Source organism: Bradyrhizobium sp. USDA 4011, from assembly GCF_054063415.1.
In genome coordinates this window covers 5,714,081-5,739,784 of sequence record NZ_JBSSGG010000001.1, presented here as the reverse complement: position 1 = coordinate 5,739,784, position 25,704 = coordinate 5,714,081, and the positions used below count along the sequence as shown (strand labels likewise).

At 64.4% G+C, this 25,704-nt stretch carries 27 protein-coding genes, 1 tRNA gene and 2 pseudogenes; 13 read left to right on the top strand and 17 right to left on the bottom strand.

Annotated elements, in window-relative coordinates; genetic code table 11:
• Positions 1 to 644: 644 nt before the first annotated feature.
• A pseudogene (locus ACVW1C_RS27060) lies at positions 645 to 796 on the bottom strand (DUF3606 domain-containing protein); the annotation flags it as partial.
• Positions 797 to 1,392: 596 nt separating this feature from the next.
• Positions 1,393 to 1,539 (bottom strand): hypothetical protein, encoded by a 147-nt coding sequence (locus ACVW1C_RS27055; RefSeq protein WP_456761001.1) that lies wholly within the window; start codon positions 1,537 to 1,539, stop codon positions 1,393 to 1,395.
• A gap of 1 nt (position 1,540) precedes the next feature.
• On the opposite strand from ACVW1C_RS27055, the gene ACVW1C_RS27050 reads away from it, so the two are divergent.
• A complete protein-coding gene (locus ACVW1C_RS27050) occupies positions 1,541 to 3,172 on the top strand; it encodes a recombinase family protein (RefSeq protein WP_456763185.1) in 1,632 nt (543 codons plus the stop codon).
• Here the strand turns inward: ACVW1C_RS27050 and ACVW1C_RS27045 are convergent.
• The 4 genes from ACVW1C_RS27045 to mnmA form a co-directional block, all read right to left on the bottom strand.
• Positions 3,129 to 3,205 (bottom strand) — tRNA-Met (locus ACVW1C_RS27045). The genes ACVW1C_RS27050 and ACVW1C_RS27045 overlap by 44 nt on opposite strands.
• Positions 3,206 to 3,321: 116 nt before the next feature.
• Positions 3,322 to 3,687, bottom strand: coding sequence for a hypothetical protein (locus tag ACVW1C_RS27040; RefSeq protein ID WP_456761000.1), 366 nt, complete (start codon positions 3,685 to 3,687; stop codon positions 3,322 to 3,324).
• Positions 3,688 to 3,740: 53 nt separating this feature from the next.
• Positions 3,741 to 4,379: a class I SAM-dependent methyltransferase gene (locus tag ACVW1C_RS27035; protein WP_456760999.1), complete on the bottom strand. Its 639-nt coding sequence runs from the start codon at positions 4,377 to 4,379 to the stop codon at positions 3,741 to 3,743.
• Positions 4,380 to 4,404: 25 nt separating this feature from the next.
• A complete protein-coding gene (gene mnmA / locus ACVW1C_RS27030; protein WP_456760998.1) occupies positions 4,405 to 5,601 on the bottom strand; it encodes a tRNA 2-thiouridine(34) synthase MnmA in 1,197 nt (398 codons plus the stop codon).
• Between the two features lie 360 nt (positions 5,602 to 5,961).
• Between mnmA and ACVW1C_RS27025 the strand changes: the two genes are divergently transcribed.
• Together ACVW1C_RS27025 and ACVW1C_RS27020 are read left to right on the top strand one after the other, a co-directional pair.
• The gene (locus tag ACVW1C_RS27025; protein ID WP_456760997.1) at positions 5,962 to 7,563 is read left to right on the top strand and encodes a flagellar hook-length control protein FliK; all 1,602 of its coding nucleotides are present in this window, start codon (positions 5,962 to 5,964) and stop codon (positions 7,561 to 7,563) included.
• Between the two features lie 10 nt (positions 7,564 to 7,573).
• Positions 7,574 to 8,293, top strand: a complete 720-nt coding sequence (locus ACVW1C_RS27020; RefSeq protein WP_456760996.1) for a flagellar hook assembly protein FlgD — start codon at positions 7,574 to 7,576, stop codon at positions 8,291 to 8,293.
• 74 nt (positions 8,294 to 8,367) lie between these two features.
• Here ACVW1C_RS27020 and ACVW1C_RS27015 read toward each other — a convergent pair.
• Positions 8,368 to 8,520 (bottom strand): annotated as a pseudogene (locus ACVW1C_RS27015) (IS481 family transposase); the annotation flags it as partial.
• A gap of 286 nt (positions 8,521 to 8,806) precedes the next feature.
• On the opposite strand from ACVW1C_RS27015, the gene ACVW1C_RS27010 reads away from it, so the two are divergent.
• Complete coding sequence (locus ACVW1C_RS27010) at positions 8,807 to 8,989, top strand: hypothetical protein (protein WP_456760995.1); 183 nt, start codon at positions 8,807 to 8,809, stop codon at positions 8,987 to 8,989.
• A 94-nt stretch (positions 8,990 to 9,083) separates the two neighbouring features.
• Here the strand turns inward: ACVW1C_RS27010 and ACVW1C_RS27005 are convergent, their stop codons facing one another.
• Complete coding sequence (locus ACVW1C_RS27005; RefSeq protein ID WP_456760994.1) at positions 9,084 to 9,449, bottom strand: helix-turn-helix domain-containing protein; 366 nt, start codon at positions 9,447 to 9,449, stop codon at positions 9,084 to 9,086.
• Positions 9,450 to 9,496: 47 nt separating this feature from the next.
• Complete coding sequence (locus ACVW1C_RS27000) at positions 9,497 to 10,060, bottom strand: AraC-like ligand-binding domain-containing protein (RefSeq protein WP_456760993.1); 564 nt, start codon at positions 10,058 to 10,060, stop codon at positions 9,497 to 9,499.
• Between the two features lie 550 nt (positions 10,061 to 10,610).
• Between ACVW1C_RS27000 and ACVW1C_RS26995 the strand changes: the two genes are divergently transcribed.
• Positions 10,611 to 10,790, top strand: a complete 180-nt coding sequence (locus ACVW1C_RS26995) for a hypothetical protein (protein WP_456760992.1) — start codon at positions 10,611 to 10,613, stop codon at positions 10,788 to 10,790.
• A 122-nt stretch (positions 10,791 to 10,912) separates the two neighbouring features.
• Positions 10,913 to 12,169: an OpgC family protein gene (locus ACVW1C_RS26990; protein ID WP_456760991.1), complete on the top strand. Its 1,257-nt coding sequence runs from the start codon at positions 10,913 to 10,915 to the stop codon at positions 12,167 to 12,169.
• Between the two features lie 141 nt (positions 12,170 to 12,310).
• Here the strand turns inward: ACVW1C_RS26990 and ACVW1C_RS26985 are convergent, their stop codons facing one another.
• The gene (locus ACVW1C_RS26985; protein ID WP_456760990.1) at positions 12,311 to 13,090 is read right to left on the bottom strand and encodes an alpha/beta fold hydrolase; all 780 of its coding nucleotides are present in this window, start codon (positions 13,088 to 13,090) and stop codon (positions 12,311 to 12,313) included.
• 570 nt (positions 13,091 to 13,660) lie between these two features.
• Between ACVW1C_RS26985 and sciP the strand changes: the two genes are divergently transcribed.
• The 6 genes from sciP to flbD all read left to right on the top strand — a co-directional run bounded on the left by sciP (position 13,661) and on the right by flbD (position 19,258).
• On the top strand, positions 13,661 to 13,936 hold the full coding sequence (gene sciP / locus ACVW1C_RS26980; RefSeq protein WP_002714638.1) for a CtrA inhibitor SciP: 276 nt from the start codon (positions 13,661 to 13,663) through the stop codon (positions 13,934 to 13,936).
• Between the two features lie 227 nt (positions 13,937 to 14,163).
• Entirely contained in the window at positions 14,164 to 15,738 is a 1,575-nt protein-coding gene (gene fliF / locus ACVW1C_RS26975; protein ID WP_456763184.1) for a flagellar basal-body MS-ring/collar protein FliF, read from the top strand.
• A 1-nt stretch (position 15,739) separates the two neighbouring features.
• The gene (gene fliG, locus ACVW1C_RS26970) at positions 15,740 to 16,825 is read left to right on the top strand and encodes a flagellar motor switch protein FliG (protein ID WP_029079136.1); all 1,086 of its coding nucleotides are present in this window, start codon (positions 15,740 to 15,742) and stop codon (positions 16,823 to 16,825) included.
• A complete protein-coding gene (locus tag ACVW1C_RS26965; RefSeq protein WP_456760989.1) occupies positions 16,825 to 17,448 on the top strand; it encodes a FliH/SctL family protein in 624 nt (207 codons plus the stop codon). Before fliG ends, ACVW1C_RS26965 begins: the two co-directional genes overlap by 1 nt.
• An 18-nt stretch (positions 17,449 to 17,466) precedes the next feature.
• Positions 17,467 to 17,817: a flagellar motor switch protein FliN gene (fliN, locus tag ACVW1C_RS26960; RefSeq protein ID WP_456760988.1), complete on the top strand. Its 351-nt coding sequence runs from the start codon at positions 17,467 to 17,469 to the stop codon at positions 17,815 to 17,817.
• Positions 17,818 to 17,872: 55 nt separating this feature from the next.
• Complete coding sequence (gene flbD / locus ACVW1C_RS26955) at positions 17,873 to 19,258, top strand: sigma-54-dependent transcriptional regulator FlbD (RefSeq protein ID WP_207835228.1); 1,386 nt, start codon at positions 17,873 to 17,875, stop codon at positions 19,256 to 19,258.
• 42 nt (positions 19,259 to 19,300) lie between these two features.
• On the opposite strand, the gene ACVW1C_RS26950 is transcribed toward flbD, so the two are convergent.
• Positions 19,301 to 19,456 carry a hypothetical protein gene (locus ACVW1C_RS26950; protein ID WP_171947754.1) on the bottom strand — a complete coding sequence of 52 codons (156 nt, stop codon included), beginning with the start codon at positions 19,454 to 19,456 and terminating at the stop codon, positions 19,301 to 19,303.
• Between the two features lie 178 nt (positions 19,457 to 19,634).
• Between ACVW1C_RS26950 and ACVW1C_RS26945 the strand changes: the two genes are divergently transcribed.
• Entirely contained in the window at positions 19,635 to 20,012 is a 378-nt protein-coding gene (locus ACVW1C_RS26945; RefSeq protein ID WP_456760987.1) for a hypothetical protein, read from the top strand.
• A 24-nt stretch (positions 20,013 to 20,036) separates the two neighbouring features.
• On the opposite strand, the gene ACVW1C_RS26940 is transcribed toward ACVW1C_RS26945, so the two are convergent.
• Genes ACVW1C_RS26940 through ACVW1C_RS26915 form a run of 6 tightly spaced genes read right to left on the bottom strand, consistent with a single transcriptional unit; the run spans position 20,037 to position 25,398 of the window.
• Entirely contained in the window at positions 20,037 to 20,627 is a 591-nt protein-coding gene (locus ACVW1C_RS26940; protein WP_456760986.1) for a flavin reductase family protein, read from the bottom strand.
• Between the two features lie 7 nt (positions 20,628 to 20,634).
• Complete coding sequence (locus ACVW1C_RS26935; RefSeq protein ID WP_456760985.1) at positions 20,635 to 21,480, bottom strand: ATP-binding cassette domain-containing protein; 846 nt, start codon at positions 21,478 to 21,480, stop codon at positions 20,635 to 20,637.
• Between the two features lie 8 nt (positions 21,481 to 21,488).
• Positions 21,489 to 22,295 carry an ABC transporter permease subunit gene (locus ACVW1C_RS26930; RefSeq protein WP_456760984.1) on the bottom strand — a complete coding sequence of 269 codons (807 nt, stop codon included), beginning with the start codon at positions 22,293 to 22,295 and terminating at the stop codon, positions 21,489 to 21,491.
• On the bottom strand, positions 22,292 to 23,473 hold the full coding sequence (gene ssuD, locus ACVW1C_RS26925; protein WP_456760983.1) for an FMNH2-dependent alkanesulfonate monooxygenase: 1,182 nt from the start codon (positions 23,471 to 23,473) through the stop codon (positions 22,292 to 22,294). The genes ACVW1C_RS26930 and ssuD overlap by 4 nt, the downstream gene beginning before the upstream one ends.
• Positions 23,455 to 24,408, bottom strand: a complete 954-nt coding sequence (locus tag ACVW1C_RS26920; protein WP_456760982.1) for a sulfonate ABC transporter substrate-binding protein — start codon at positions 24,406 to 24,408, stop codon at positions 23,455 to 23,457. Before ACVW1C_RS26920 ends, ssuD begins: the two co-directional genes overlap by 19 nt.
• Before the next feature lie 39 nt (positions 24,409 to 24,447).
• Positions 24,448 to 25,398 carry a sulfonate ABC transporter substrate-binding protein gene (locus tag ACVW1C_RS26915; RefSeq protein WP_456760981.1) on the bottom strand — a complete coding sequence of 317 codons (951 nt, stop codon included), beginning with the start codon at positions 25,396 to 25,398 and terminating at the stop codon, positions 24,448 to 24,450.
• Positions 25,399 to 25,704 lie beyond the last annotated feature (306 nt).

Genomic DNA, 25,704 nt, shown 5'->3' with positions numbered 1-25,704 from the left:
ACGATAGATTCCTGAAGCTGAATGCGGATCGCTTGGTCTCTGGCGCGACGAGCGCGAACTCGGTCACTTGCGGCTGCAAGTCAGGGGCCGTTTCCCCCCAACACATGAGAGCGCGGTGCGGCTCTGGCTGCACGCGCAAAGACCTAAGCGAACGTGATGCTGGCCATCCTGCAAGAACCGCTCGGCATCTTTCACAGGGATCTCAGAATTGGGGAAACCTTGTCCTCTGCTTACAGGGAATCCGGCCTTGTGCGAGGAGCCGGAACAGATGGCGGACCACAGGATTCGTCGTATTCGAGGTCTACTTCAATGCTGATGACTACTGAACGAAGGCCGACAATACGGACGCTCTGGGGACGGGCGATCCACGTGCTCCATAGCGGGCGCCATCCGCGAGTGCGAGGAGCACGGTTGGATGCAGGACCGCGCCGATCCGCATGCACGAGAGCGGGCCTTCGATATCGCCCGTCGAGACCCGCTAATAGGCGTTTCCGCTGGGGCAGCGGAAGCCGCGGTTCGCGACGTGCTGGACTCGATTGGAGACACCTGTCCAGAATGCCCCCAACGAGGAGGACCGGCACTAAGCATCCACGCCAATTCGTCTCCGACTCAGCGGCCTTACCGTTCCCCCACCCGCTTGCGCGGTTGCCGACCATCTTGACGGCCTTCTTCACCGCCGGTGCCGACTTCCGGTCTTCTCCGCCTCGTACTGTACTTCGTAGTCCTGCCCGCCTGCCCCCCGCGCCCGGTCCTGGTTTCGTCCGCGCGCCGTCTTGCTCTTCTTCGCTGCCGCCATCGGTGCCTCCTGTTGTGACATTGAAGCAACGCGACAGGGATTCGCAGGTTCCGGAACGATTCGAACCGTACGTGGAGTTCTTCCAGTGGCGTTTCAGCGTAACAAACCGATGGCGGCCGACGGCACGACCGACTTCTCGATCCTGCAGAACGAGCTCAAGGGCAAATCGAAGAGCATCATCCTCGTGGCGTTCGATAACGTCAGGCTCAAGGAGACCCGGCCACTCGGCTGGTGCGCGCGTGCGCAACGGCTACGGTTTCAACAAATGACCACGGACCGCACAAGAAAAGACTCGGCCAAAATGCAAGAATGCGATCCGACTCAAAAGACAATGCAGCGAAATCAACGAAGCTACTCGTTACCCCGTTGCTCATCACGGTGTGCTGCGGGAATTGCCGAGCCTGTCATCTGCGAGAGCATAACGCCTGCTCAGATCTCAACGCTTCCGAGAAGCTATCGAATTTTCTTTCGATCATATCCAATTCTGCGATCGATGTCCAAGAAACCTACCCTTCTTGAACCGCTTGCAGCATCCTGGCGTTATGAAGCGAGCGAAAGCGAAGGAAGTTCTTCATCATGCACCACGGTGTGTAAACTCACCTGGAATAGATCGTGCCTTGGTCAAATTCGTTGAAGCCCTTGCAATCGCCGATGCGAGGCGCGATCATCTCTTCGAGAATGAGCGGCTGATGAAAACTCATATTGACGCCGCCAGCGAGAAACGCATCAGCGGTGGTGTTCAAGATGAAGTCCGCAGCGGTTTATGCTCGGTTCTCGACCGAGCTTCAAAACGAAAAGTCGACTGAAGATCAGATTGCTCTGTGTAGGGCCTATGCGGCCCGTCATCAGCTCGACGTCGTTGCGACCTTCGAGGACAAGGCTCGTTCTGGAGCCTCTGTATTCGGCCGCGATGGCTTGATGCAGCTTATGGATGCGGCGCGCCAACAACGTTTCTCCGTCGTCATTGTGGAGGCGTTGGATCGGCTTTCTCGTGACATGGAAGACCTGGCCGGCATCCACAAAAGACTGTCTTTCCAAGGCATCCAAATCCAAGCCGTTCATGATGGCACCGCGGACTCGATCTTGATTGGAATTCGCGGCCTCGTTGGACAGATGCAGCGCGAAGACGGAGCGAAGAAGGTCCGTCGCGGTATGGCCGGTGTGATACGCGACGGTCGACACGCCGGCGGACGCGCCTACGGATATCGAGCTATTCCCGGCAAAGCCGGCGAACTCGAAATCGTCGAAGACGAAGCTGCGATCGTCCGGCGAATTTTCACGGCCTATGCCGGGGGACGAACGCCGCGGGACATCGCACACGATCTCAACCGAGAGAACGTTCGTCCGCCGCGAGGCCGGCTATGGAACGCGTCGACGATCAATGGGAACGCCGAACGTGGTGCTGGGCTCATCTTGAACGAACTCTATGTCGGGCGGATCGTTTGGAACAAGGTCCGGATGGTCAAGGATCCTGACACCGGCAAGCGGCTGTCTCGCCCGAACCCTCGCGAGGAGTGGCAGAGCATCGAGGCGCCTCAGCTTCGGATCGTCGAACAGTCCGTTTGGGAGCAGGCTCACGCTCTGAAAACCGAGAAGAGCCACTTGGCCAGCCACGTGAAGCGGCGGCCACCGCACCTCCTTTCCGGTCTCCTTCGCTGCGGTTGTTGCGGATCGGGGATGTCGGTCCATGACCGTGACAAGACTGGAAAGACCAGGATTCGCTGCTCGGCGGTTCGCGAGAGCGGGAGTTGTTCGAATCGAAAGATCATCTACCTGCGCGACGTCGAAAGACTTGTGCTCAGCGGCATGGCGGAAGAACTGAAAGACCCGCAGCTGATCGAGACTTATGTCCGCAACTACAACAGTGAACGGGAGCGGCTTGCTGGGCACGCGGTCGCAGTGCGCGCGCGATTGGAAGCAAAACGTGATCGGATCGAAGGGGAGCGCCAGCGCAACATTGATCTCGTGATAAAGTACTTAATTTCCGAGGAGGACGCCAAGCAACGGATCGGGGACCTGAAGGAAGAGCGATTGCGCGTCGAGGCCGAACTAGCCGCACTCGAAGAAGCTCCAGTCTCCGTCGCGCTCCATCCAGCTACTTTGGACCGCTACATGATCACGGTGAACGCACTTGCGGAGACAATGGCCGGCCACGCCGAGGCGAAGGACGACCGAGGTTCCCTGGTCGACGACTTTCGGGCGCTTGTGCACAGCGTCACGGTCCACCCGAAAGGGCCACGGGAAGGGTTCGAGGTCGAGGTGAAAGGTAAGCTCGCCGCGCTAATCGGCGGGGACGCCTTTCCGCAGGCCCACCGCGATAGTGGGTTATACATGGTAGCGGGAGAGGGACTCGAACCCCCGACCCCAGGATTATGATTCCCGTGCTCTAACCAGCTGAGCTACCCCGCCATGGGCTCGCGATCGGCGGCATGCAAGCCGCGGGTGCGAACGCGCGGCATATAAAGAGTGGCATGCGCGCCTGTCAAGCAAACCCGGACGCGGCCGCAAACTATTGCAGGCGGGGGTTATTTCGGCCTGAGCGAAGGATCGCCGCCGGGGCTGCCGGGCGGTGGAATCACGGGCGTATTGCCGCCTGGCGGGGTTGGCGCACGCATTTCGGGATCAACGCCGGCCGGCGGGCACAGCACCCCGTCCGATCTGGCGAGTTTGTCGCCCAGCGGCTCCCTGGCCTGACCGGTAGTGGTTCCCTCCGGAACCGCCGGACCGGGATGCGAAGGCTGCTGCGGCGCGCAATTCGCGGCGGCACGCGACGGCGCCGGCGGCGCGGTCTGGGCCGGCGGCGTGGTCGGCGTGGGCGGCGCCTGCGCCGCGGCAACGACGGGCGCCATGATCAGGGCCCAGGACAACGCGAGTGTTCGATTGATCCTCATGACGAGAAAACCGTGACGACGCGCCGATGTTCCCGATCAAAAGCGCCGCAGTCTCACGATTTGCGGAAACGGATCAGCGAGAAATGCCCCATCGGCGGCATCGGCCGGCGTTCTGCAAGGCTGACGCCGCCATGCTTGGCGGCCCAATTGGTCAGCCGCTCCCACGGAAATTCCGGACGCCAGCCGAGCCGCCGCGCCAGCGGCGCGAAGGCGACCTCGAAGATCCGGCGCGGGCCGCTCTCGGCGCCGATGTGATTGACCAGGATCAGTTCGCCACCCGGCTTCAGCACGCGAATGAAATCATCCAGCGTGGCTTCGGGATCCGGCACTGCGGTGATGACGTATTGCGCGACCACCGCGTCGAAAAACGAATCCGGAAATGCGAGGTGCTTGGCGTCCATCACCGCCAGCGTCTCGACATTGCTGAGGCCCAGCGCGCGCACGCGCTTGAGCGCCCGCCGCAGCATCGGCTCGGAAATATCGACGCCGCACAGTTTCGTGGTGCGCGCATATTCCGACAGCGACAGCCCGGTGCCGACGCCGACGTCGAGCACGCGTCCGCCGATCCGGTCGGCCTCCGCGATCGTCGACTGACGGCCCTGATCGAACACCTTGCCGAACACCAGATCGTAGATCGGCGCCCAGCGGCCATACGCCTTTTCGACCCCCTCGCGGTCGATGTCCCCAGCCATTCCCCTGCCCCGATGCTTCTGCTGTCTAGCCGCGAACCGCTTCCGCGAGCGGCGCCATCGCATCCCGCGTCGCCGCCCGCGCCGCGCGGCTCGCGCTCGCACTTCTGATGAAGCCGCCGCCGAGCACGCGCGCCTGCCCGGAGGCCGCGTCGTAGAACACGCAGGCCTGGCCGGGCGACACGCCCTCCTCGCCCGCGACGAGTTCGACCTCATAGCCGCCATCCGTGCCGCGCAACCATGCCGGCTGCGGCGCGCGCGTCGAACGCACGCGGACATGGATCTCGATGCCCCCGCCGATCACGCGGTCCAGCGCGCCGTCGCCGATCCAGTTGACGTCGCGCAGCGCGATGCGATCCATGCGCAGCGCCTCGCGCGGCCCGACCACGACCCGGCGCGTCGCCGCATCGAGCTTGACCACATAGAGCGGGTGGCTTGATGCGATGCCGAGGCCCTTGCGCTGGCCGACGGTGAAATGAACGATGCCCTGGTGCTGGCCGATGACATTGCCGGCGAGATCGACGATGTCGCCCGGCGCGATCGCATTCGGCTTGAGCCGTCCGATGATGTCGGTGTAGCGGCCGGTCGGCACGAAGCAGATGTCCTGGCTGTCCTGCTTGTCGGCGACCTCGATATCGAAGCGCCGCGCCAGCTCGCGGGTCTGCGGCTTGGTCATGTCGCCGAGCGGGAAGCGCAGGAAGTCGAGCTGCTCGCGCGTGGTCGCGAACAGGAAATAGCTCTGGTCGCGATCGGCATCCGCCGCGCAAGTCAGCGAGCGCGACCCGTCCGCAAGCCGGCGCGAGGCGACATAATGACCGGTGGCGAGGGCCTGCGCGCCGAGTTCGCGCGCGGTCGAGAGCAGATCGCGGAACTTGACCGAACGGTTGCATTCGATGCACGGCACCGGAGTCTCGCCGAGCGCGTAGCTGTCGGCGAAATTGTCGATCACGGATTGCTTGAAGCGGCTTTCGTAATCGAGCACGTAATGCGGGATGCCGATCCGCTCCGCGACATTGCGCGCATCGTGGATGTCCCGGCCGGCGCAGCAGGCGCCCTTGCGATGGGTCGCGGCACCATGGTCGTAGAGCTGCAGCGTGATCCCGACCACGTCATAGCCCTGCGACTTCAAGAGCGCAGCCGTCACCGACGAGTCGACGCCGCCGGACATGGCAACGACGATCCGCGTGTCTTCAGGGCGGCCTTCAAGATCCAGACTGTTGAGCATCTCTAAGCGGTCATTGGTCATTGTCGCGGCGAGCTTATGCGCTCCGTGACGAAATTGGAAAAAAGCCTTTGTCCAGAGAGCCTTGGAACGCGTCCAAGGCCGGTTCGGTCGGTTCGGGACGCGTCGGAGGCCACCTTTAATATAGGCCGTATTCCGGCGAGGCAATCCGGCGGAATCCGTGTCTTGCCGCGCGCGAACGGCAAATCTTGCCGCCGGGCAAAAAGGAGACCTGTCTGGAACCTGTTCCGGGGCGCACACGCAAACCTTAACCAATTGAAATAATTCACTATTTGTAACGCCCGATGATTGGCCCACTCCTTGCTGACAAAACGCCGGAAGTCTCATTTGCGAGGGTTGGCAGTGGTCAGCGTGACGTCGGAAGCATTGGCAAGCCGGTCTTTTCAGGGCGCGGCGCCGCGGTCGGCGCGGCCCGATCCCGCCTCGCAGGCGGGGAACGACGGCTTTGCCGCACTGGTCGACAGCAATTCTGCGTCCACGAGCGACAACACCAGGCACGACACCCAACCGTCGCCCGCGCGCCGGTCCGACGATTCGACCTCGACCACCGATGCGCGCTCCCGCGACACCAGCACGGCCCCCGATCGGACGTCGCGGGATTCCGGCAGCTCGCGCGAAGAAAACAAGGTCGATAGCAGCAGCGACGCGCCGCCCAAGACCAAGTCGAAATCGAAGTCGAAATCGGACGATTCGCAGTCGAGCACCGATGCGCAATCCACCGGCGACAAGGCCACGGCGCAAGCCGTGCCGCAGCCGGACCCAGCCAATGCGGCGGCGGCCAGCGCCGTGGTTGCCGTTCCCGTCGCCGCCGCACCGGCGACTGACCCGACAGCGGCGACCGCGCCAGCCGGCCAGCCGGCCGCACCGCTTGCGATCGCGGCTGCGGCCATCGCGGCAAGCTCCGCCCTCGCCGCGACCGGCACGCCGGCCGGCAGCGGTGCGCCGGCCGGCGCCGACCCCGCAACGGCGGCGACCACCGCAGCGAATGCCGACAAGGTCGCCAAGGCGGCTGGCGTCAAGGCCGAGGGACAGGTCATCACGACAGATGCGGCAACGGTTTCCGGCGCAGCGACGGCGACCGGCGATGCGACACTCGCCGCCACGGTTGCCACGGGAACGCCCGCCACGAAGACGACGACGCAAGCCAAGGTACAGGTGGCCGCAAAGGACGCGACGGCGACAACGCCAACCGGCCAGGACGGCGCGGCGCAGGGCAACGCCAACACCGCGCAGGCTGCTCCGACCAACATCGTTCCCGCAGCCACGCAGCCGGCGGCTATATCCGGCAAGGCGAAGGCCACCACGGACGGCGCAGCCGATTCCATCAAGGCCGATGCGAGCGGCGACGGCAACCCCGCGCCGACGCCGACGCCTGGCGGCCACGCGGCTGCCCAGGCCCAGCTCACGACACCCGATCCCGGCGCGCAGGCGGCGAATGCGCTCCAGGCGCAACTGCCGGCCAGCCAGACGACGCCGTCTGCGACCGCGCAATTGACCGTGACCAACGCCGCGCAAACCGCCGCCGTGCCGCTCAGCGGACTTGCGATGCAGATCGCCGCCTCCGCCAAGAGCGGCAAGAGCCGCTTCGAGATCCGGCTCGACCCCGCCGAGCTCGGCCGCATCGATGTCCGCATCGATGTCGATCGCAACGGCCAGGTGACTTCGCATCTCACCGTCGAACGCCCGGAGACGCTGTCGATGCTACGCCAGGACGCCAACCAGCTGCAGCGCGCGCTCGACAATGCCGGCCTCTCGACCAGCAATGGCGGATTGCAGTTCAGCCTGCGCGATCAGTCGCAGTCGGGCCAGAACAACAACGGCCAGTCCAATCCGAACGCCCACCGTTTGATCGTCACCGAGGAGGACAGCGTCCCCGCCGCAGCGGCGGGCCGCTCCTATGGCCGCGCAACCGGTGCCCTCGGCGGCGTCGATATCAGAGTGTAAGGAATTCACCATGGCAGTCGATGCAACCATGCCGACGCCGGTCGTCTCAGCGCCGGGCACCAGCAACGGAGCGAACTCCGGAAGCGGCAGCAGCACCGGCAGCGGCCTGACGACCTCGTCGCAGGGCATCGCCGACAATTTCCAGACCTTCCTGACGTTGCTGACCACGCAGTTGCAGCACCAGAACCCGCTCGACCCGCTCGACACCAACCAGTTCACCCAGCAGCTCGTGCAGTTCGCCGGCGTCGAGCAGCAGCTGAAATCCAACGATCAGCTCAAGCAGCTGATCGCGATCGAGAAGAGCGCGCAATCGACCCAGGCGCTGGTCTATGTCGGCAACACGGTCGCCGTCGACGGCAGCAAGACGCAGCTCAACAAATCCGCGACCTGGAACCTGGTGTCGCCGCAAGCCACCAGCGCCACCATCACGATCACCAGCGCGACCGGCCAGACCGCCTATTCCGGCAATTTCAACCTGAACCAGGGCAACGCCAGCTTCGTCTGGGACGGCAAGGGCACGGACGGCACGCAGTGGCCGGCCGGCACCTACACGCTGACCGCGACCGGCAAGGATTCCAAGGGCAACGACCTCGCCATCTCGACCGAGATTCAGGGCGTCGTCGACTCCGTCGACCTGACCGCCTCCCCGCCGCTGCTCTCGATCGGCGGCCAGACCTACACGACCGACAAGATCAAGCGCGTGGTGCGCGGCGCGACGAGCAGCAGCTAAGCTTTGTCGCCTCGACTTGCGCCGCGCCCATGATGGCGGTGGTTCTCGATTCACTATCGAACATCGCGGTGTCATCACCCGCGCATTGTCTGGACTCGAGACATGGCTGACACCTGTTCCGACACATCACTGACCGGTTCGCCATTGGTCGATTCGATTGATTCGACCTGCCAGCTGGCGAAGAAGATTCCGTAGTTGCCGTCGCGATCGAGTGGATCGCTGGCCAAGATAGTTTGCGCGATGCGAGTTCCAAGCAACCATGAGACCTGGGCGGTCGATGGGTCCTGCGGATTGTCTCGCATCGTCGCTCGATCGCTCCATCTGCTCTTGCAGCTCCGGGTCGGCTGACGAGCGAGCCCGCCGACCAGACATAAACAGCAATAAATTACGACACGTCAGCTTCCTGTAAGCAAGCGGACGTTATCTTCAGATTCCGCGCTTGAACGCCGCTTCCGCCCTGAAACTCCGCGGCTGCCCAGGCTGCGCGCCTTGACCGCCGGCAAGAGCTAGCCTGTGACGCCGACACGCCCGACACCGCCAGAACGCACCCAGACCACTCCAAGCCGTGCCGGGGCACCCGACCCGCAGCTTGCCGAGACAATGACCGAGAACGCGCGCCTCAGGACCATCGCCATCACCGTCATGCTCGAGATCGCAGCGCTTCGGGAACGGCTGCCGCCGACTGCCGGCGAGTAGCAACGCGGCCGGAGTGGAATGACAAGGCGAGGCTGTCTCGCCGCGCTCACGAACCCCGAACGCCAGTCATGGCTGGCAGTCTGGGCACTGTGGCTCAGCTGGCCGCCTTTCGGGCAAGCCGAACGCCGCGCGGAGAATCGCCGAAACGAATTCGGAACAAGCGATTGAAATGCGAAACATCCGAGAAGCCGACCTCCAGCGCGATATCGGAAATCCGCTGGCGACCGGCGTGAGACCCGGTCAGCAATTCGAACGCCCGCTGGAGACGCAATTCGTTCAGGCGCTCCGTGAACGATGTTTCCGACGACGCCATCAGGCGTTGCAGATAGCGCGGCGAGATGCCCTGGCAACGGGCGACCGTTTGAACGCTGAGCCCAGGCTCCTGAAAGTGTGCGGTGATGTAGTCGAGGGCTGCACTGTGCCGCGCAGCCATCACGGCGCTCGCGCTGCTCTCGCCCAAGGCAGAACACTCGTCGATCGCGAGTGCGACGAGATCGTGGATGTGGATTACGACCGTATAACGAAGTTTGGGGCGGTCAGTGCTCTCGCCTTGAGCACCGACTTCAGATATGCCGCGAATAGCCGGAATGCTTCTTTTCGGTGCCCGATCGGCTGCATAGCCAGGCTTTCGACATCCGATACGCGCTGCTCAAGCTCCGCGCGCGGCACCGCGAGACCAAATAGCAATCCATCAACGTAGGTAACGCTGGCGGGCTCGGAATGCAGAATTGCGATCGCATCGCCGGCGCGAAGCTCAACTTCCCGGCAGCGCTGCGATAGCTGACTTCTGCCGGGAGAGCAGAAGATGACGCCGACGGAATCATCGCCATCGGCGAGGTTCGCCTGCGAACGCTTGAAGCGCATCGACGTGCCCTTCAGCGCGAGCATCCGCAGACCTTGAATCGCCTGTAGCGACGCATCGGCCTGGATCGGAGCGTTCGACAGCGGCTCGATATCGGCGTGCACGACGCATCGTCCAAAGTGCTCGCGCCATAGAGGGAGACGAATACGCTCCGGAAGGTCGCGCGTCGAAAAACGATGCGATGCAAAATTGGCTGCGTCCGTAGACATGGGGACCTCCAGCCTTCACAGAGCATCAGGATGAAATGCTGCGGCACACCATTTTCAATGTCTGCATTTTGCAATTCACGCACCGGCCCTCTCAGGGTCCGTGCGCACAAGTCCAAGAAGCCATGCTATCGATCTGCTAGTCTGATTTGCCTGTGATCGATGCAGATGTGAACTGGTTCACCTGTCGGTCAGAATATTACGCTTATACTGATCGCGAAAGTCGCGGCCTTTATTTCTCCCTTAGGAGGAGACGGTCGTGATGGCTCTATCTGTAATTGCCGCCAACGGAATCATTGGACATCCCTGGCGGCACGCAAGCGCAGATCGGCTTGATGCCCCTGTTCGCACTTGATCCGATTTGCGGAGCCGCGGGCAGGTTGTTTTGAAAGATTGCCGGTACCGATTGTAGTTCGCTGCTCTAGCCAAATCGCTAGGCAGAATTTGTGGGACATAAAATGCCTGCGGCACTGTTGGCTTTTGGCCGCCGGTTGAAATGGTCGAAATGTGTCACGTGGGAAGTCAACCTCAGTGATCAAGAAGGCGTTCGATCATGTCCATCATATTCGACATGCTTTATCACGAGTACTGTCGTGCCCGCCTCGCCGAAATGCGAAAGCAGCTTTTGATACCGCTCGTCGGCGAAGTCCTGGCGGCGCCGACGGAAGACGGCGAGCGTTCCGGGCCTCTTGATTGCGGCTGGCCGGCGAAAGCGCCGCCAACCCTCGGGTAGCCGGAGCGTCCAATCCCATGGCTCGGCCGGAGGCTGGTCCGGCACGCGCACGCCCTGGAGCATCCAAGTGTTCCTGGGATTTGCGCCCGACGAGGCCGCGCGCACGCCGGACAGATCGACAGATGCATGATCGAACCCACACCTCGAAGCGATTGATCGACGAAACTCCGCCGGAATTCAGATCGACCGGCCGCGACCCGCGCATCGACGTCTGTCGCGGGATCGCGTTATGGTGGATCTTTCTCGACCACGTTCCAAATAACGTCGGAAGCTGGCTGACGCTGCGCAACTACGGCTTCTGCGATGCTGCCGAAATATTCATGTTCATTTCGGGCGTGACTTGCGCGCTGGCCTACGGCAGAGCCCGTCAACGTGACGGCTGGAGAGGCGTGATCGCCCGTTCGCTGCGGCGGGGATGGGATATCTATGCCGCCTTTCTCTTGCTCGCGCTCGCTTGCGCCGTGCTCGTCTACGTCGCGGGCAGCGATCATCTTGCCGATGACAGCAATACGCGGATTCTGTTCGAACGTCCGGGCGCGGCGCTTGCGCACGCCGCAATCCTGCAATTCCGCCCTGTCAATACCGATGTCTTGCCAGTCTTTGTGGTCTGCCACGTGTTGTTCGCACCGTTGTTGTGGCTTCTGCTGCGCGCACCAAACGTTACGCTCGGCCTTTCGCTGTTGCTTTATGCGCTGGTGCACGTCTTCGGCTGGCGCGTTACCGCCTGGCCCGACGGCGTCTGGTTCTTCAACCCGCTGGCATGGCAGTTTCTGGTCGTGCTGGGCGCATGGTACGTCATCAAGGGAAGGACAATCCGGGATCGGATAACGTCGCGCCCTGCGCTGGTCCTTTCCACCCTCTTTCTCGCGATGAGCCTGGTCCTTGCACTCGGCCAGCACGTCAAGCCGGTGGTGCCGCAGGCTTTGACGGACCTGCTATTTCCATTGGACAAATCGAATCTGAGCCCGTTGCGGCTACTGCATTTCCTGGCTCTCGCGATCGTGGCGTCATGGCTTATTCCCGAGTGTTGGCAAGGACTATCGACGCCGATGCTGCGTGGCGCGCGGTGGTGTGGCGAGAATTCGCTACCGATCTATTGCCTCGGCGTCCTCCTGGCGCTGGTCAGCCAGTTTGATCTGTTCAACATCCCGAACCGGCCTGCGATGCAGATCGCGCTCAGTCTCGGCGGCGTCTTGATGATGACCGCCGTCGCGGCGCTCCTGAACGCGCTCAGCACCAAGCGCAAGCCTGCGGTGGATACCGTCGACCGGGAAATGTCCGCCGCCGTTACGAACCGGAAAGTCGAGGATCGCGCACGCCGGACCGTTCCTGATGCACAGCTGAGAGCCGTCACCGCTTCGTCGACGTACTGCCCTTGATGAAATTTGGATCGTGCCGGACATCGGCTGTTTGCCACGTTCTCCCGCACACGCATTCGCGACGCAACCATTCCGACCTCTCCCACACGCGGGGAGAGGCGAAAACGGAGCTCGCTGCCGAAGCACGCTTGCCGCCGATACTCACTCCGACCGGCCCGCGGCCTCGAGGATCAGCCGCGCAATCGGCTCAGGCTGCGAGATCAACGCAAGATGGCTGGCCTTCACCTCGATCGTGGTGGCGCCCATCCGCTTGGCCATGAAGCGTTCGAGATCCGGATTGATCGTGCGGTCCTCGGTCGAGACGGCATAGTAGCTCGGCTTGCTGCGCCAGGCCGCGTGGCTGGTCTTGCCTGCCAGCAGTTGCTTGTGGAACGGCTGCTGCACGGCATAGAGCACCTTCGCCTTGGCTTCCGGCAGGTCGCCGGCGAAATCGCGCAGGAACGCCTCTTCGCTCAGCCGACCCTCGTCGCCATCGAACACGATGCCGGCGCTCGCGGGCGGCGTCGGATAGGTTTTGGTCAGCGCGGTGTAGTCCTCCTCCGCATCGGGTGCGCGCGCGGCGACATAGACCAGCGCCGAGACATTCGGATGCACACCGGCCTCGGTGACGATCATGCCGGAGAAGGAATGGCCGACCAGAGCGGTGGGGCCATCCTGACGATCGAGCACACGCTGCGCCGATGCGACCGCTTCCGGCAGCGTGGTCAACGGATTTTGCACGGACGTCACATTGAGCCCTGCCGCCTGCAGGCGCGGAATGACTTCCGACCAGCACGAGCCGTCGGCGAACAGGCCGTGCACCAGCACGACGTTGCGTGCCTTCACCGGCGGCTGCGTTGCAGCGATGCCGCGCGAGGACACCAGCGAAGCTGCAGCTCCGGCAAGCAAGGCGGTCGAGAAAGTGCGTCTGTTCATCATCATGACAAAGGCTCGGATGGAGTGATTGGGAAACGCGCCCATCTGCGGGGAGCGGACAACGGCTCCTACGCACACGTGAGCACGTCGTTACGGCGCTACGCTGTTGTCAAAGAGAAGTGATGACGGTCCGTCCGGCAATCTTTCGACACACGTCGTGACGCACGACGAGATTGTGAAAGCGAGATTCATGTCAATCATCTCGCCCGGGGCCACCCCTCTCCCCAGCCCTCCCCCTCAAGGGGGGAGGGAGCCCGATAAGTGTGCTCATCTCACGTTGAGCAACCCAATTACATGAGAGGGACGCACTGGCGGGCGGGTTCCCTCCCCCCTTGCGGGGGTCCGAGGCGAGCGAAGCTCGCTCTCGAGGTTAGGGAGAGGGGTGCAGCTTGTTCCGCCGCCGGATGAAACGTGCGCACAACCGGCAGCGCACGGCTCCCAAGCCCCCGATCCGCCGCCCTGTTCCCGGCCGTTCCAACGAGATTCGTATTGAACGCTTGGGCTTAGGCAAATTTTAAACCGGTAGGCGTAGGTTACCTCCTGCGAGTTCAGTGGTTGAGAGTTTGTGAGTACGCCATGACAGAACCCCATCGCCCGAGGGTGAAATACGTCATCGGGCCTGACGGCAGCCCGTTAACGATTGCGGACCTGCCGGCCCCCGGTACCAAGCGGTGGGTCATCCGCCGCAAGGCCGAAGTCGTCGCTGCGGTCCGCGGCGGCCTGCTCTCCCTTGAGGAGGCTTGCAGCCGCTACACGTTGACCGTCGATGAGTTCCTTTCCTGGCAGTTCTCGATCGACCAGCATGGTCTGGCCGGACTGCGCACGACACGTATCCAGCAGTACCGGCAGTAAGTTTCGCCCAAATAGCGGTATTTGACGAAAACCGGCCTCGCTATGCGAAGCCGGTTTTTTTCATGTCCGCGTTTTTGCCGCGGTTCTTAACCTTCGTTAACCATATGGAAACCATACCCTAGGCAATATTTGCCCAGTCGGACCCGCGTGGGCCGAATCCCTGGGGGCCGTTGGTGCAAAGTCTGGTTGCTTTCTTCAGAGGTCTTGGTGCGGCCCGCCTCGCGGCCATGGTTGCGGTCACCGCGGCCCTGATCGGTTTCTTCGCGTTCGTCATCATGCGCGTCACCACGCCCCAGATGACCACCCTCTTCACCGACCTGTCGACCGAGGATTCCTCGGCCATTATCAAGGAGCTGGAGCGCCAGGCGATCCCGTTCGAGCTGCGCAGCGACGGCGCCGCGATCATGGTGCCGAAAGACAAGGTGACGCGGCTGCGGATGAAGCTCGCCGAGGGCGGCATGCCCAAGGGCGGCGGCGTCGGCTACGAGATATTCGACAAGTCGGATGCGCTCGGCACCACGAGCTTCGTCCAGAACATCAATCATCTGCGCGCGCTGGAGGGCGAGCTCGCCCGCACCATCCGCGCCATCGACCGCGTCCAGGCCGCGCGCGTCCACCTCGTGCTGCCGGAAAAGCCGCTGTTCTCGCGCGAGACGCCGGAACCATCGGCCTCGATCGTGCTCCGGGTGCGCGGCGCGCTGGAGCCGCAGCAGATCCGCGCGATCCGCCACGTCGTCGCCTCCGCGGTCAACGGGTTGAAGCCGCAGCGGGTCTCGATCGTCGACGAGGCCGGCCAGCTGCTCGCCGATGGCGCCCAATCCGATGCCGATGCCGCGGTCGGCGACGAGCGCCGCGCCGCCTTCGAGAAGCGGATGCGCAAGCAGGTCGAGGACATCGTTTCCTCGGTGGTCGGCGCCGGCCGCGCCCGCGTCCAGCTCTCCGCCGATTTCGACTACAACAAGATCACCCAGACCTCGGACAAGTTCGACCCCGAAGGCCGGGTGCTGCGCTCGACCCAGACCCGCGAGGAATCGAGCCTCACCGCCGACAATTCCGGCCAAGTCACCGTCAACAACGAATTGCCGGGCAACCAGAACCAGGACAACGCCGCCCGCGCCCGCGACCAGAGCAAGAAGAGCGAGGAAACCAACAACTACGAGATTTCCCGCACCACCAAGACCGAGGTGACCGAGGCCGGCCGCGTCAACCGCATCTCGGTCGCGGTGCTGGTCGACGGCGCCTACGCCAAGAACGAAAAAGGCGAGATGGTCTACCAGGACCGCACCAAGGAGCAGCTCGACCGCATCGCCGCCCTGGTCCGCTCCGCGATCGGCTTCGACCAGAAGCGCGGCGACCAGGTCGAGGTCGTCAACCTCCGTTTCGCCGAGCCGCCCGCAGCGCAGCCGATCGCGGAGCCGACGGGCCTGCTCGGCATGCTGCAATTTACCAAAGATGACGTGATGTACGTCATCGAGCTAGGCGTCATGATGATGCTCGGCCTGGTCGTGCTGTTCATGGTGGTCCGCCCGCTGGTCAAGCGCATCGTGGCCGCCGACGTCATTCCGGCGCCGGGCGGTGCGGGCGTGCCCGCGCTGGCCGAAGCCCATGCCGAGAGCGCCGGTGCGCCCGGCCAGGCGCTGATCCCGAGCGGCAGCGGCGCGGCGCAATTGATCGACGTCGCCCAGATCCAGGGCCAGGTCCACGCCCAGGCCGTGCACCGGGTCGGCGAACTCGCCGAGCGCAATCCGAACGAAACCGTCTCCATCGTCCGTCAATGGCTGAGCGAGCCGGTAGAGAACTGACATGGCCGCCGTACCCCAGACCACCAACGCCAACGACATCGCCACCGTCCTCTCGACGCTGGCGAACCGGCAGAGCGCCCGGCCCAAGGGCAAGCCGCTGCCCGGCCCGAAGCGCGCCGCGATCCTGATGCTCGCGCTCGGCGAGCAATACGGCGGCAAGATCTGGTCGATGCTCGACGACGAGGAGGTCCGCGAGCTGTCGGTCCACATGTCGACGCTCGGCACCGTCGAGGCCGACGTGGTCGAGGACCTGATGCTGGAGTTCGTCTCGCGGATGTCGGCCTCGGGCGCGCTGATGGGCAATTTCGACGCCACCGAACGGCTGCTGCAGCAATATCTGCCGGCCGAGCGCGTCACCGGCATCATGGACGAGATCCGCGGCCCCGCCGGGCGCAACATGTGGGAGAAGCTCTCCAACGTGCAGGAAGAGGTGCTCGCCAACTACCTCAAGAACGAATACCCGCAGACCATCGCCGTGGTGCTGTCGAAACTGAAGCCGGAGCACGCCGCGCGCGTGCTGGCGATCCTGCCCGAGGACATCGCGCTCGACGTGGTCGGCCGCATGCTGCGGATGGAGGCGGTGCAGAAGGAAGTGATCGAGCGCGTCGAGCAGACGCTGCGCACCGAGTTCATGTCGAACCTGTCGCAGACCCGCCGCCGCGACGCCCATGAGGTGATGGCCGAGATCTTCAACAATTTCGACCGCCAGACCGAGACCCGCTTCATCACCTCGCTGGAAGAGGAAAACCGCGAATCCGCCGAGCGCATCAAGGCGCTGATGTTCACTTTCGACGACCTGATCAAGCTCGACGCCGCCTCGGCCCAGACGCTGATGCGCAACATCGACAAGGACAAGCTCGGCGTCGCGCTGAAGAGCGCCAACGAGGAGGTGCGCAGCTTCTTCCTCGGCAACATGTCCTCGCGTGCCGGCAAGATGCTGATGGACGACATGGCCGCGATGGGCCCGGTGCGCCTGCGCGACGTCGACGAGGCCCAGGCGCTGCTGGTCAACCTCGCCAAGGACCTCGCCGCGCGCGGCGAGATCACCCTGACCAAGAACCGCGCCGACGACGAGCTGGTGTACTGATGGCTGCACCCGCAAAATTCCTGTTCGACACGGACTTCTCGGCGCCGGATCGTTCGCGCGAGCGCGCGCCGACCCCGGCCGAGGTTGCGCAGAAGGTCGCCGACGCCGAGGCACGGGCCTATCGCGCCGGCTACGAGGCCGCGCTGCGCGAGGCCAAGGTCGAGAGCGACCGCCGCGCGGCGCAGGCGCTGGAAGAGATCGGCACCGCGATCAAGGGCATCGCCGCGCGCTTTGCCGGCATCGAAACGCGGATGGAGACCGAGGCCGTCGATGTGGCGGTCGCGGTCGCCCGCAAGCTCTGCTCCGAACTGGTCGCACGCGAGCCGCTCGGCGAGATCACCGCGCTGGTCTCCGACTGCTTCTCGCATTTGGTGGCGACGCCGCATCTCGTGGTCCGCATCAATGACGCGCTCTACGAGGCGGCGCATGACAATATCGAGCGGACGGCGGCACAGTCCGGCTTCCAGGGCCGGCTGGTCATCCTGGCCGAGCCCACGATTGCGACCGGCGACTGCCGGATCGAATGGGCCGACGGCGGCGTGGTGCTGGAGCGCGCCGCGATCGAAGGCAAGATCGACGAACTCGTCGGGCGCTATCTGGCGTCCCGCAGCCAGGCCGGCTGAAGGATTGAGGGCTGAACCATGAGCGACACCGACACCCAAGTCCCGCTTCCCGATCTCAACGGCGCCGACGCGCCCGGGATCGACGACATCGGCTACAACGAGGACGAAAATGCCGCGCGCATCGCCGCGGACCTCGAGGCCGTGTTCGACGTGCCGGTGCAGGTCTCGGCGGTGCTCGGCCGCTCCAAGATGGATGTCGGCGATCTGCTGAAGCTCGGGCCCGGCACCGTGCTCGAACTCGACCGCCGCGTCGGCGAGGCGATCGACATCTACGTCAACAACCGCCTGGTGGCGCGCGGTGAAGTGGTGCTGGTGGAAGACAAGCTCGGCGTGACCATGACCGAAATCATCAAGGCAGAACGCTCTTAAACGAACGCAACGGTAGCGCGCGGAACCTGCGCGACCAGACGAACAGGAGATCATCATGCGGCTTCTCATCGTTGGCACCCTGAAGGGCCAGCTCACGACCGCGACCAAGATCGCGATGGACAACGGCGCCTCGGTGACCCACGCCGAGGCCGCCGAGCAGGCGATGAACGTGCTGCGCAGCGGCAAGGGCGCCGACCTCCTGCTGGTCGATGTCGGCCTCGACATCCGCGACCTCGTGATGCGGCTCGAGGCCGAACATATCCACGTGCCGATCGTCGCCTGCGGCATCTCCAACGATGCCCGCGCCGCGGTCGCCGCGATCCACGCCGGCGCCAAGGAATACATCCCGTTGCCGCCCGACCCCGAGCTGATCGCAGCGGTGCTCGCCGCGGTCGCCAACGACGCGCGCGATCTCATCTACCGCGACGAGGCGATGGGCCGGGTGATCAAGCTCGCGCAGCAGATCGCGGGCTCCGACGCCTCCGTGATGATCACCGGCGAGTCCGGCACCGGCAAGGAGGTGCTGGCGCGCTACGTCCATTCCCGCTCGGCCCGCGCCAAGCGGCCGTTCATCTCGATCAACTGCGCGGCGATCCCTGAGCACCTGCTGGAATCCGAGCTGTTCGGCCATGAGAAGGGCGCCTTCACCGGCGCGGTGGCGCGCCGCATCGGCAAATTCGAGGAAGCGACCGGCGGCACGCTGCTGCTCGACGAAATCTCCGAGATGGATGTCCGCCTGCAGTCCAAGCTGCTGCGCGCGATCCAGGAGCGCGTGATCGACCGCGTCGGCGGCACCAAGCCGGTTCCGGTCGACATCCGCATCATCGCGACCTCGAACCGCAATCTGTCGGAGGCGGTGCGCGAGGGCTCTTTCCGCGAGGACCTGCTGTTCCGCCTCAACGTCGTCAACCTGAAGATCCCGCCGCTGCGCGATCGTCCGGCCGATATCCTCGAATTGGCGCAGCATTTCGCCAAGAAATATGCCGAAGCCAACGGCGTGGCGGTCCGCCCGATCTCGACTGAGGCCCGCCGCGTCCTGACCGCGAACCGCTGGCAGGGCAACGTCCGCGAGCTCGAGAACACCATCCATCGCTCGGTCCTGATGGCGCAGGGCGACGAGATCGGCGCGGACGCGATCCTGACCCCCGACGGCGACCGTCTCGACCTCGCCAAGACCGCGCCCGCGGTCGCGCACGCCACGCTGGCCGCCGAGCAGGTCACCCGCGCGCTGGTCGGCCGCACGGTTGCCGACGTCGAACGCGACCTGATCCTGGAAACGCTGAAGCACTGCCTCGGCAACCGCACCCATGCGGCCAACATCCTCGGCATCTCGATCCGCACGCTGCGCAACAAGCTGAACGAATATGCCGACGGCGGCATCCCCATCACCCCCGCCGGCAATGGCGCACCCGATTATCAGCGCATGGCGAGCGCCGGCTGAGAAAGAGGAGCGGCGGGACGATCCCGCCGCGACCGCCGCGCCTCACGAATAGTTGGGCGCATCGGGCTTGCGAAAGATCCGGATCGGATCACCGGGTGTGATGTCGCGGCCGGTGAAGGTCACATACGCATAGAGCGCAAGATAAGCGACGGCGATTGCGCCGACGAGATAGAACAGCCAAGCTCCCACGCGCTTCATCGTACCGTCACGTCTGCGAAACATCCGCGGCTTTTAGTGCGCTTGCCGGCAAAGCGCCACGGCCAACATGCCGCCCCGGCCCCCTGCCGTTCCCTTGCCATTCATCCCTTGAGTCTCGCGGCCAGCTACGTTATTCAATCTCCTATTGTATTTCTATCTTAGACAACTGGAGAGTGATATGGCCCTTTACGCGCAGACCAGCGGCACCCTGTCCACCACCTCCGCGACGTTCACGGCGATGCAAGGCCTCAGCCTGACGATCCCGGAGGGCGTCGGCACCACCGCGATCATCACCCTCAATGTTCCGAATCCCTACGCCACCGGCAACGATATCCCGGGCGGCATGTTCGGCATCACTGTCAATGGCGCGGTCTCGCCGGTGGTCGCGAGCTTCACCTATAACGAGACCCCGTCGAGCTTTGGCCGCATCCCGACCACGCTCGTCGTCGGCATTCCGCTGGGCAATTCGGCTCAGACCATCCAGGCCGTATGGGCTGGCGTCCGCGGCAGCACCGTGATCATCGACAGCCCGGCGTCGCTGAGCGCAGTCTTCTGACGCCTGATCCGGACAAGCAGCGCGCTAGCGCACGCCCCGGGGATGAACGTGACGTGACGGCAGGCTGACCTCGGCCAGCCTGGCGGCGTCTTCGTCGCGGTCGATCGCAACATATTCGCCGTGCCAATACGCCAGCGCGGCGGTGCGCTCCGATGCGATCACATCGAGCACGCGACCGATGACGATCGCGTGCGAATGCCGCTCGATGACCTCCTCGACCTCACAGTCGATCGCAGCCAGTGCCCCGACCAGCAACGGCGCGCCTGAGGCGCGCGTGGTCCATTCGGCCCCAGTGAACCGGTCGGCGCCCTTCAGGCCGCCCTTGCCGGTAAAGCGCTCGGCGATGTCGAGCTGATCCGCGGTCAGGATGTTGACGCCGAACACGCCATGGCGCGCGATCAGCTGATATGACGAGGCGGCGCGGTTGATGCTGACGATCAGCGACGGCGGCTCGACCGACAGCGACGACACCGAGGTCACCGTCATGCCCGAGATCTCCCGGCCGCGGCCCGCCGTGATGACGCTGACGCCGCCGGTGAGATGGCGCATCGCGCCACGGAATTCATCGGCCGCCACCGCGGGCTCGATCGAAACATTGCGGACGACGGAATTCATGGCGACCTCACAGATCGGATGTGTCTTCGCTGCCCTCGAGCAGGTGCTTCAGGATTTCGCCTTCGAGTGCGGCGAGCTCGGCCGAACCGCGCCGGCGCGGCCGCGGCAGGTCGATCGTGACATCCTCGGCGATCCGGCCGTCCTCGATAACCAGCACGCGGTCGGCGAGCGCGACCGCCTCGGCGACATCGTGCGTCACCAGGATCGCGGTAAAGCCCTGGTCGCGCCAGACCCGCTCCAGCAATTGCTGCATCGAGATCCGGGTCAGCGCATCGAGCGCGCCGAGCGGCTCGTCGAACGCCAGCACGCGCGGCTGGCTGACCAGCGCCCGCGCCAGGGCCACACGCTGCTTCTGACCGCCTGACAGCACCGACGGCCACTGCCCGCGCTTGTCGCCGAGGCCGACCTCGACCAGCGCCCGCTCGGCGCGCGCCTGCGCGTCGGCAGATGAGCGCTCGCGCCCAAGCCCCACCTCGACATTGGACAGCACCCGCGCCCAGGGCAGCAGGCGCGGCTCCTGGAACATGACGCGGACGTCCTGCGCCCGGGGTTCTTCACCGAAGGCAATGCTTCCCGCCGTCGGCGCGTCGAGGCCGGCGATCAGGCGCAGCAGCGTGCTCTTGCCGCAGCCGCTGCGGCCGACGATCGCGACGAACTGGCCGGCCGGGATGTGCAGGTCGATGCCGCGCAGCACCTCATTGTCGCCGAACGCCTTGCGCAAGCCGCGGATGGTCATCGACAGGCCGCGGGCCGCGCCTTCCGCCACGCGCCGCAAATACCGCGCCTTCACGGCGATGTCGGCGTGCTCGACCGGTTCGGCGTCGACCGGCTGGAAACGAAGCGCTTCTTGCATTCTCATTCTCACTTCTTCTGGAAGGCGGGATGCCACGACAGGGTCAGCCGCTCCAGCGCCCGCGAGGCGCTGTCGGCGAGCTTGCCGAGCAAGGCGTAGATCAGGATCGAGAGCACGACGACGTCGATCAGCATGAACTCGCGCGCCTGCATCGCCATGTAGCCGAGGCCCGACGAGGCCGCGATGGTCTCGGCGACGATCAGCGTCAGCCACATGATGCCGAGCGCAAAGCGCAGCCCGACGAAGATCGAGGGCAGCGCACCCGGGAAGATCACCCGACGGAACAGTTCGCCGTCGGTCATGCCGTAGATGCGGCCCATCTCGATCAGCTGCGGATCGACGGTGCGGATACCGTGCAGCGTGTTGAGATAGATCGGGAAGAACACGCCGAGCGCGACCAGGAACAGTTTTGCCGACTCGTCGATGCCGAACCACAGGATGACGAGCGGGATCAATGCCAGGTGCGGGATGTTGCGCACCATCTGCAGCGTGGTATCGGTGAGCTTCGCCGACAGCTGCGACAGCCCGTTGGCAAGGCCAAAGGCGAAGCCGATGCCGCCACCGATCACAAAGCCGATCGAGGCACGCCAGAAGCTGACCCAGATATTGCGAACGAGTTCGCCCGAGAGCAGCAGCTTCCATCCCGCCAGCGCGACGTTGGTCGGCGCCGGCAGCACACGCGAGGGCACGAAGCCGGTGACGCAGGCAAGCTGCCAGACCAGCACGATCGCGAGCGGCACGATCCAGGGGATCAGGCCGTCGACCTTGGGGAGTTTCGGCGCGCCGACGCGTGGTAATGAATCGATCAAGCTCATGATTGCGATGCCTGCTTCTGCGGACGGTAGTCGTTGCCGATGGTTTCTCCGAACGGCCCGGTGTTGACGCGGATCGGCGTCACGTTGCCCGGCTGCGCCAGCGACAGCAGCGGGAACACCAGCTCGGCGAACCGATAGGCTTCCTCGAGATGCGGGTAGCCCGACATGATGAAGGTATCGACGCCGACGTCCTGATACTCCTTGATCCGCGCGGCGACGGTCTGGGGATCGCCGACCAGCGCGGTGCCGGCGCCGCCGCGCACCAGCCCGACGCCGGCCCAGAGGTTCGGGCTGATCTCGAGCTTGTCGCGCCGTCCGCCATGCAGCTGCGCCATGCGCTGCTGGCCGACCGAATCCATCCGCGCAAAGATCTTCTGCGCGGCAACGATGGTGTCGTCGGTGACGTACTGGATCAGTTCGTCGGCGGCGCGCCACGCCTCCGCGTTGGTCTCGCGCACGATCACATGCAGGCGGATGCCGAACGAGAGCTTGCGGCCGCGTTGGGCGGCAACAGCCTTCACCTTGGCGATCTTCTCGGCGACCTGCGCCGGCGGCTCGCCCCAGGTCAAATATTTGTCGACGGTGTCGACCGCGACATCGATGCCGGCGTCCGACGAGCCGCCGAAATACAGCGGCGGGCGCGGCGACTGCACCGGATTGAACAGCAGACGGCCATCCTCGATCCGGATGTGCTTGCCTTCGACATTGACCGTCTTGCCTGCCAGCAGATCGCTGTAGACGTTCAGGAACTCGCGCGTCACCGCGTAGCGTTCGTCGTGGTCGAGGAAGATGCCGTCGCCCTTGTTCTCGATCGGATCGCCGCCGGTGACGACGTTGATCAGCAGACGACCGTTCGACAGCCGGTCCAGCGTCGCGGTCATGCGGGCGGCAACGCTCGGCGACTGCAGGCCGGGCCTGACCGCCACCAGATAGCGCAGCCGCTCGGTCCAGGGCGCGACGGCTGAGGCCACCACCCAGGAATCCTCGCAGCTCCGCCCGGTCGGCAGCAGCACGCCGTAATAGCCGAGCTGGTCCGCGGCCTGCGCGATCTGGCGCAGATAATTGAAGTTCACCTCGCGGCCGCCGATCGACGTGCCGAGATAACGGCTGTCGCCGTGGGTCGGCAGGAACCAGAGGATGTTGGCGTTGGTTGGGGTGCTCACGTGCCCGGCCTCCATGCGACGTCGGAAATCTTGATTTGTTTGGGGATCAGGCGGAGCGCGAAGAACGTGTCGGCGACCTGTTGCTGATCCGCGATCACGGCGTCGGTGACCGGCTTGATGCCGTAGGCCTGCCGCTTCAGCGCGACCTCGACCACCGGCACCGACAGGCCGATGCTCGGCGCGAGTTGTTCGGCCACGACGTGGATGTCGCCCTTGGCCCAGTCATCGACCTCGCTCAGCTGCGCCAGCACGAGCTCGACGATCTTCGGATCGGTCTGCAGGAACTTCTTCGAGGCGAAGTAGAACTGATAGTTGGCGACGATGCCGGTGCCGTCGGCGACGGTGCGCGCGCCGGTCGCGGCCTCCGCCGCCGCCTGGAACGGATCCCAGATCACCCAGGCATCGACCGCGCTGCGCTCGAACGCCGCCCGCGCATCGGCCGGCGCCAGGAACACCGGCTCGATCTCGGAATATTTGACGCCGGCTTTCTCCAGCGCCTTCACCAGCAGATAGTGGACGTTGGAGCCCTTGTTCAGCGCGACCTTCTTGCCCCTGAGATCGGCGACCGATTTGATCGGGCTGTCCTTCGGCACCAGGATCGCCTCGCCTTTCGGCGCCGGGGGCTCGTAGGCAACATACTGGATCGGTGCTCCGGCGGCCTGCGCGAAGATCGGCGGCGCCTCGCCGGTGTTGCCGAAATCGATCGCACCGACATTGAGCGCTTCAAGCAGCGGCGGGCCCGACGGAAATTCGGTCCACACCACCTTGGTGCCGACCGATTTCAGCTTCTCCTCGAGCGAGCCCTTGCTCTTCAGCAGCACCAGCTTGCCGTACTTCTGATAGCCGATGCGGACAACCTTCTCCTGGCCGTAGGAGGCGCTGACGGTGGCGGCGACGATGCTGACCGACAGCACCGCGCGGGCGACCCAGCGCCGAAATAAACGCGTCATGGGAATGTCCTCTGCATATGAATTGACCAAACGCGCCGATCAGGTCTGGGTGTTGCGCCAGACGATGTCGCGGATCGCGATCTGCTTTGGGATCAGGCCGAGCTTGAAGAAGCGGTCGGCGACGCCCTGCTGGGTCGCAATGATGTCGTCGGTGATGGGTCCGACCGAGAAGCCCGCGCGCTTCGCCGCGATGGTCTGGATATCGAGCGGCACGCCGGTGACGGCGGCCAGCGATTTCGCGACCTCATCGGGATGCGCCTCGGCCCATTTCGCCGTCGATGTCGTGACATCGACGATCTGCTGCAGCAGGGCGCCGTGCCTGTTCGCGAAATCGCGGTTGGCGATGTAGAACGCGTTGGTCTTGGTGATATCGCTGCTCTTGACCAGAATGCGACCGTTCTGCCTGGTCTCGGCGATCGCAAAATACGGATCCCAGATCGCCCAGGCGTCGATGCCGCCATTGGCAAAGGCAGGACCTGCGTCCGGCGGCGTCAAATAGACCGGCGTGATGTCGTCATAGGTCAGCCCGGCCTTCTCCAGCGTCTGGATCACGACGTTGTGCGCACTGGATCCCTTGGTGAAGCCGACACGCTTGCCCTTGAGATCGGCGATGGCGGTGATTGCCGAATTCTGCGGCACCAGGATGCCCGAGCCATTGATGATGGGCTGCGCGGCGGCATAGACGATGGCCGCGCCCGCGGCCTGGGCGAAGATCGGCGGGGAATCGCCGACAGCGCCGTAATCGACGCTGCCGACATTCATCGCCTCCATCATCGGCGGCCCCGAGGAGAACTCGACCCATTTCACGCTGACGCCCTGCGGCTTGAAATGATTTTCCAAGGCCTCACGCTGGCGCGTGATAACGAGCACGCCGTTCTTCTGATAGCCGATACGAATTTCTTTCGCGTCCGCCTGGGCCTGCGCGCGCCCTGACAGCGCAGCAGCAGCTGCTGTGGCAAGCGACAGCTTGAGGAACTCACGACGCTTCATTCCAAGACTCTCCTGACGATCAAGCGCGCTTCTCAACACGCGATCATGCGTTGTCAGGATGATGGGGCGCGCGAATGAAGCTGTCGAGCACCGCACAAAAATAGCGATGCCGGCACTTCGGTGCAGGCATCGCACGTGCCGTTTCGTTCAAGGCGCGGGTCGCGCGTAGCGAATTATTTTCTTCACGCGATCGCGAGGTCGCTGCTCAGGACGAAAACGTGATGAGATCAGAGCAATCTCGAGCAACGTCGGTTGTTCACCTCTCCCTTGGGAGAGGTCGGCGCGCAGCGCCGGGTGAGGGGTCAC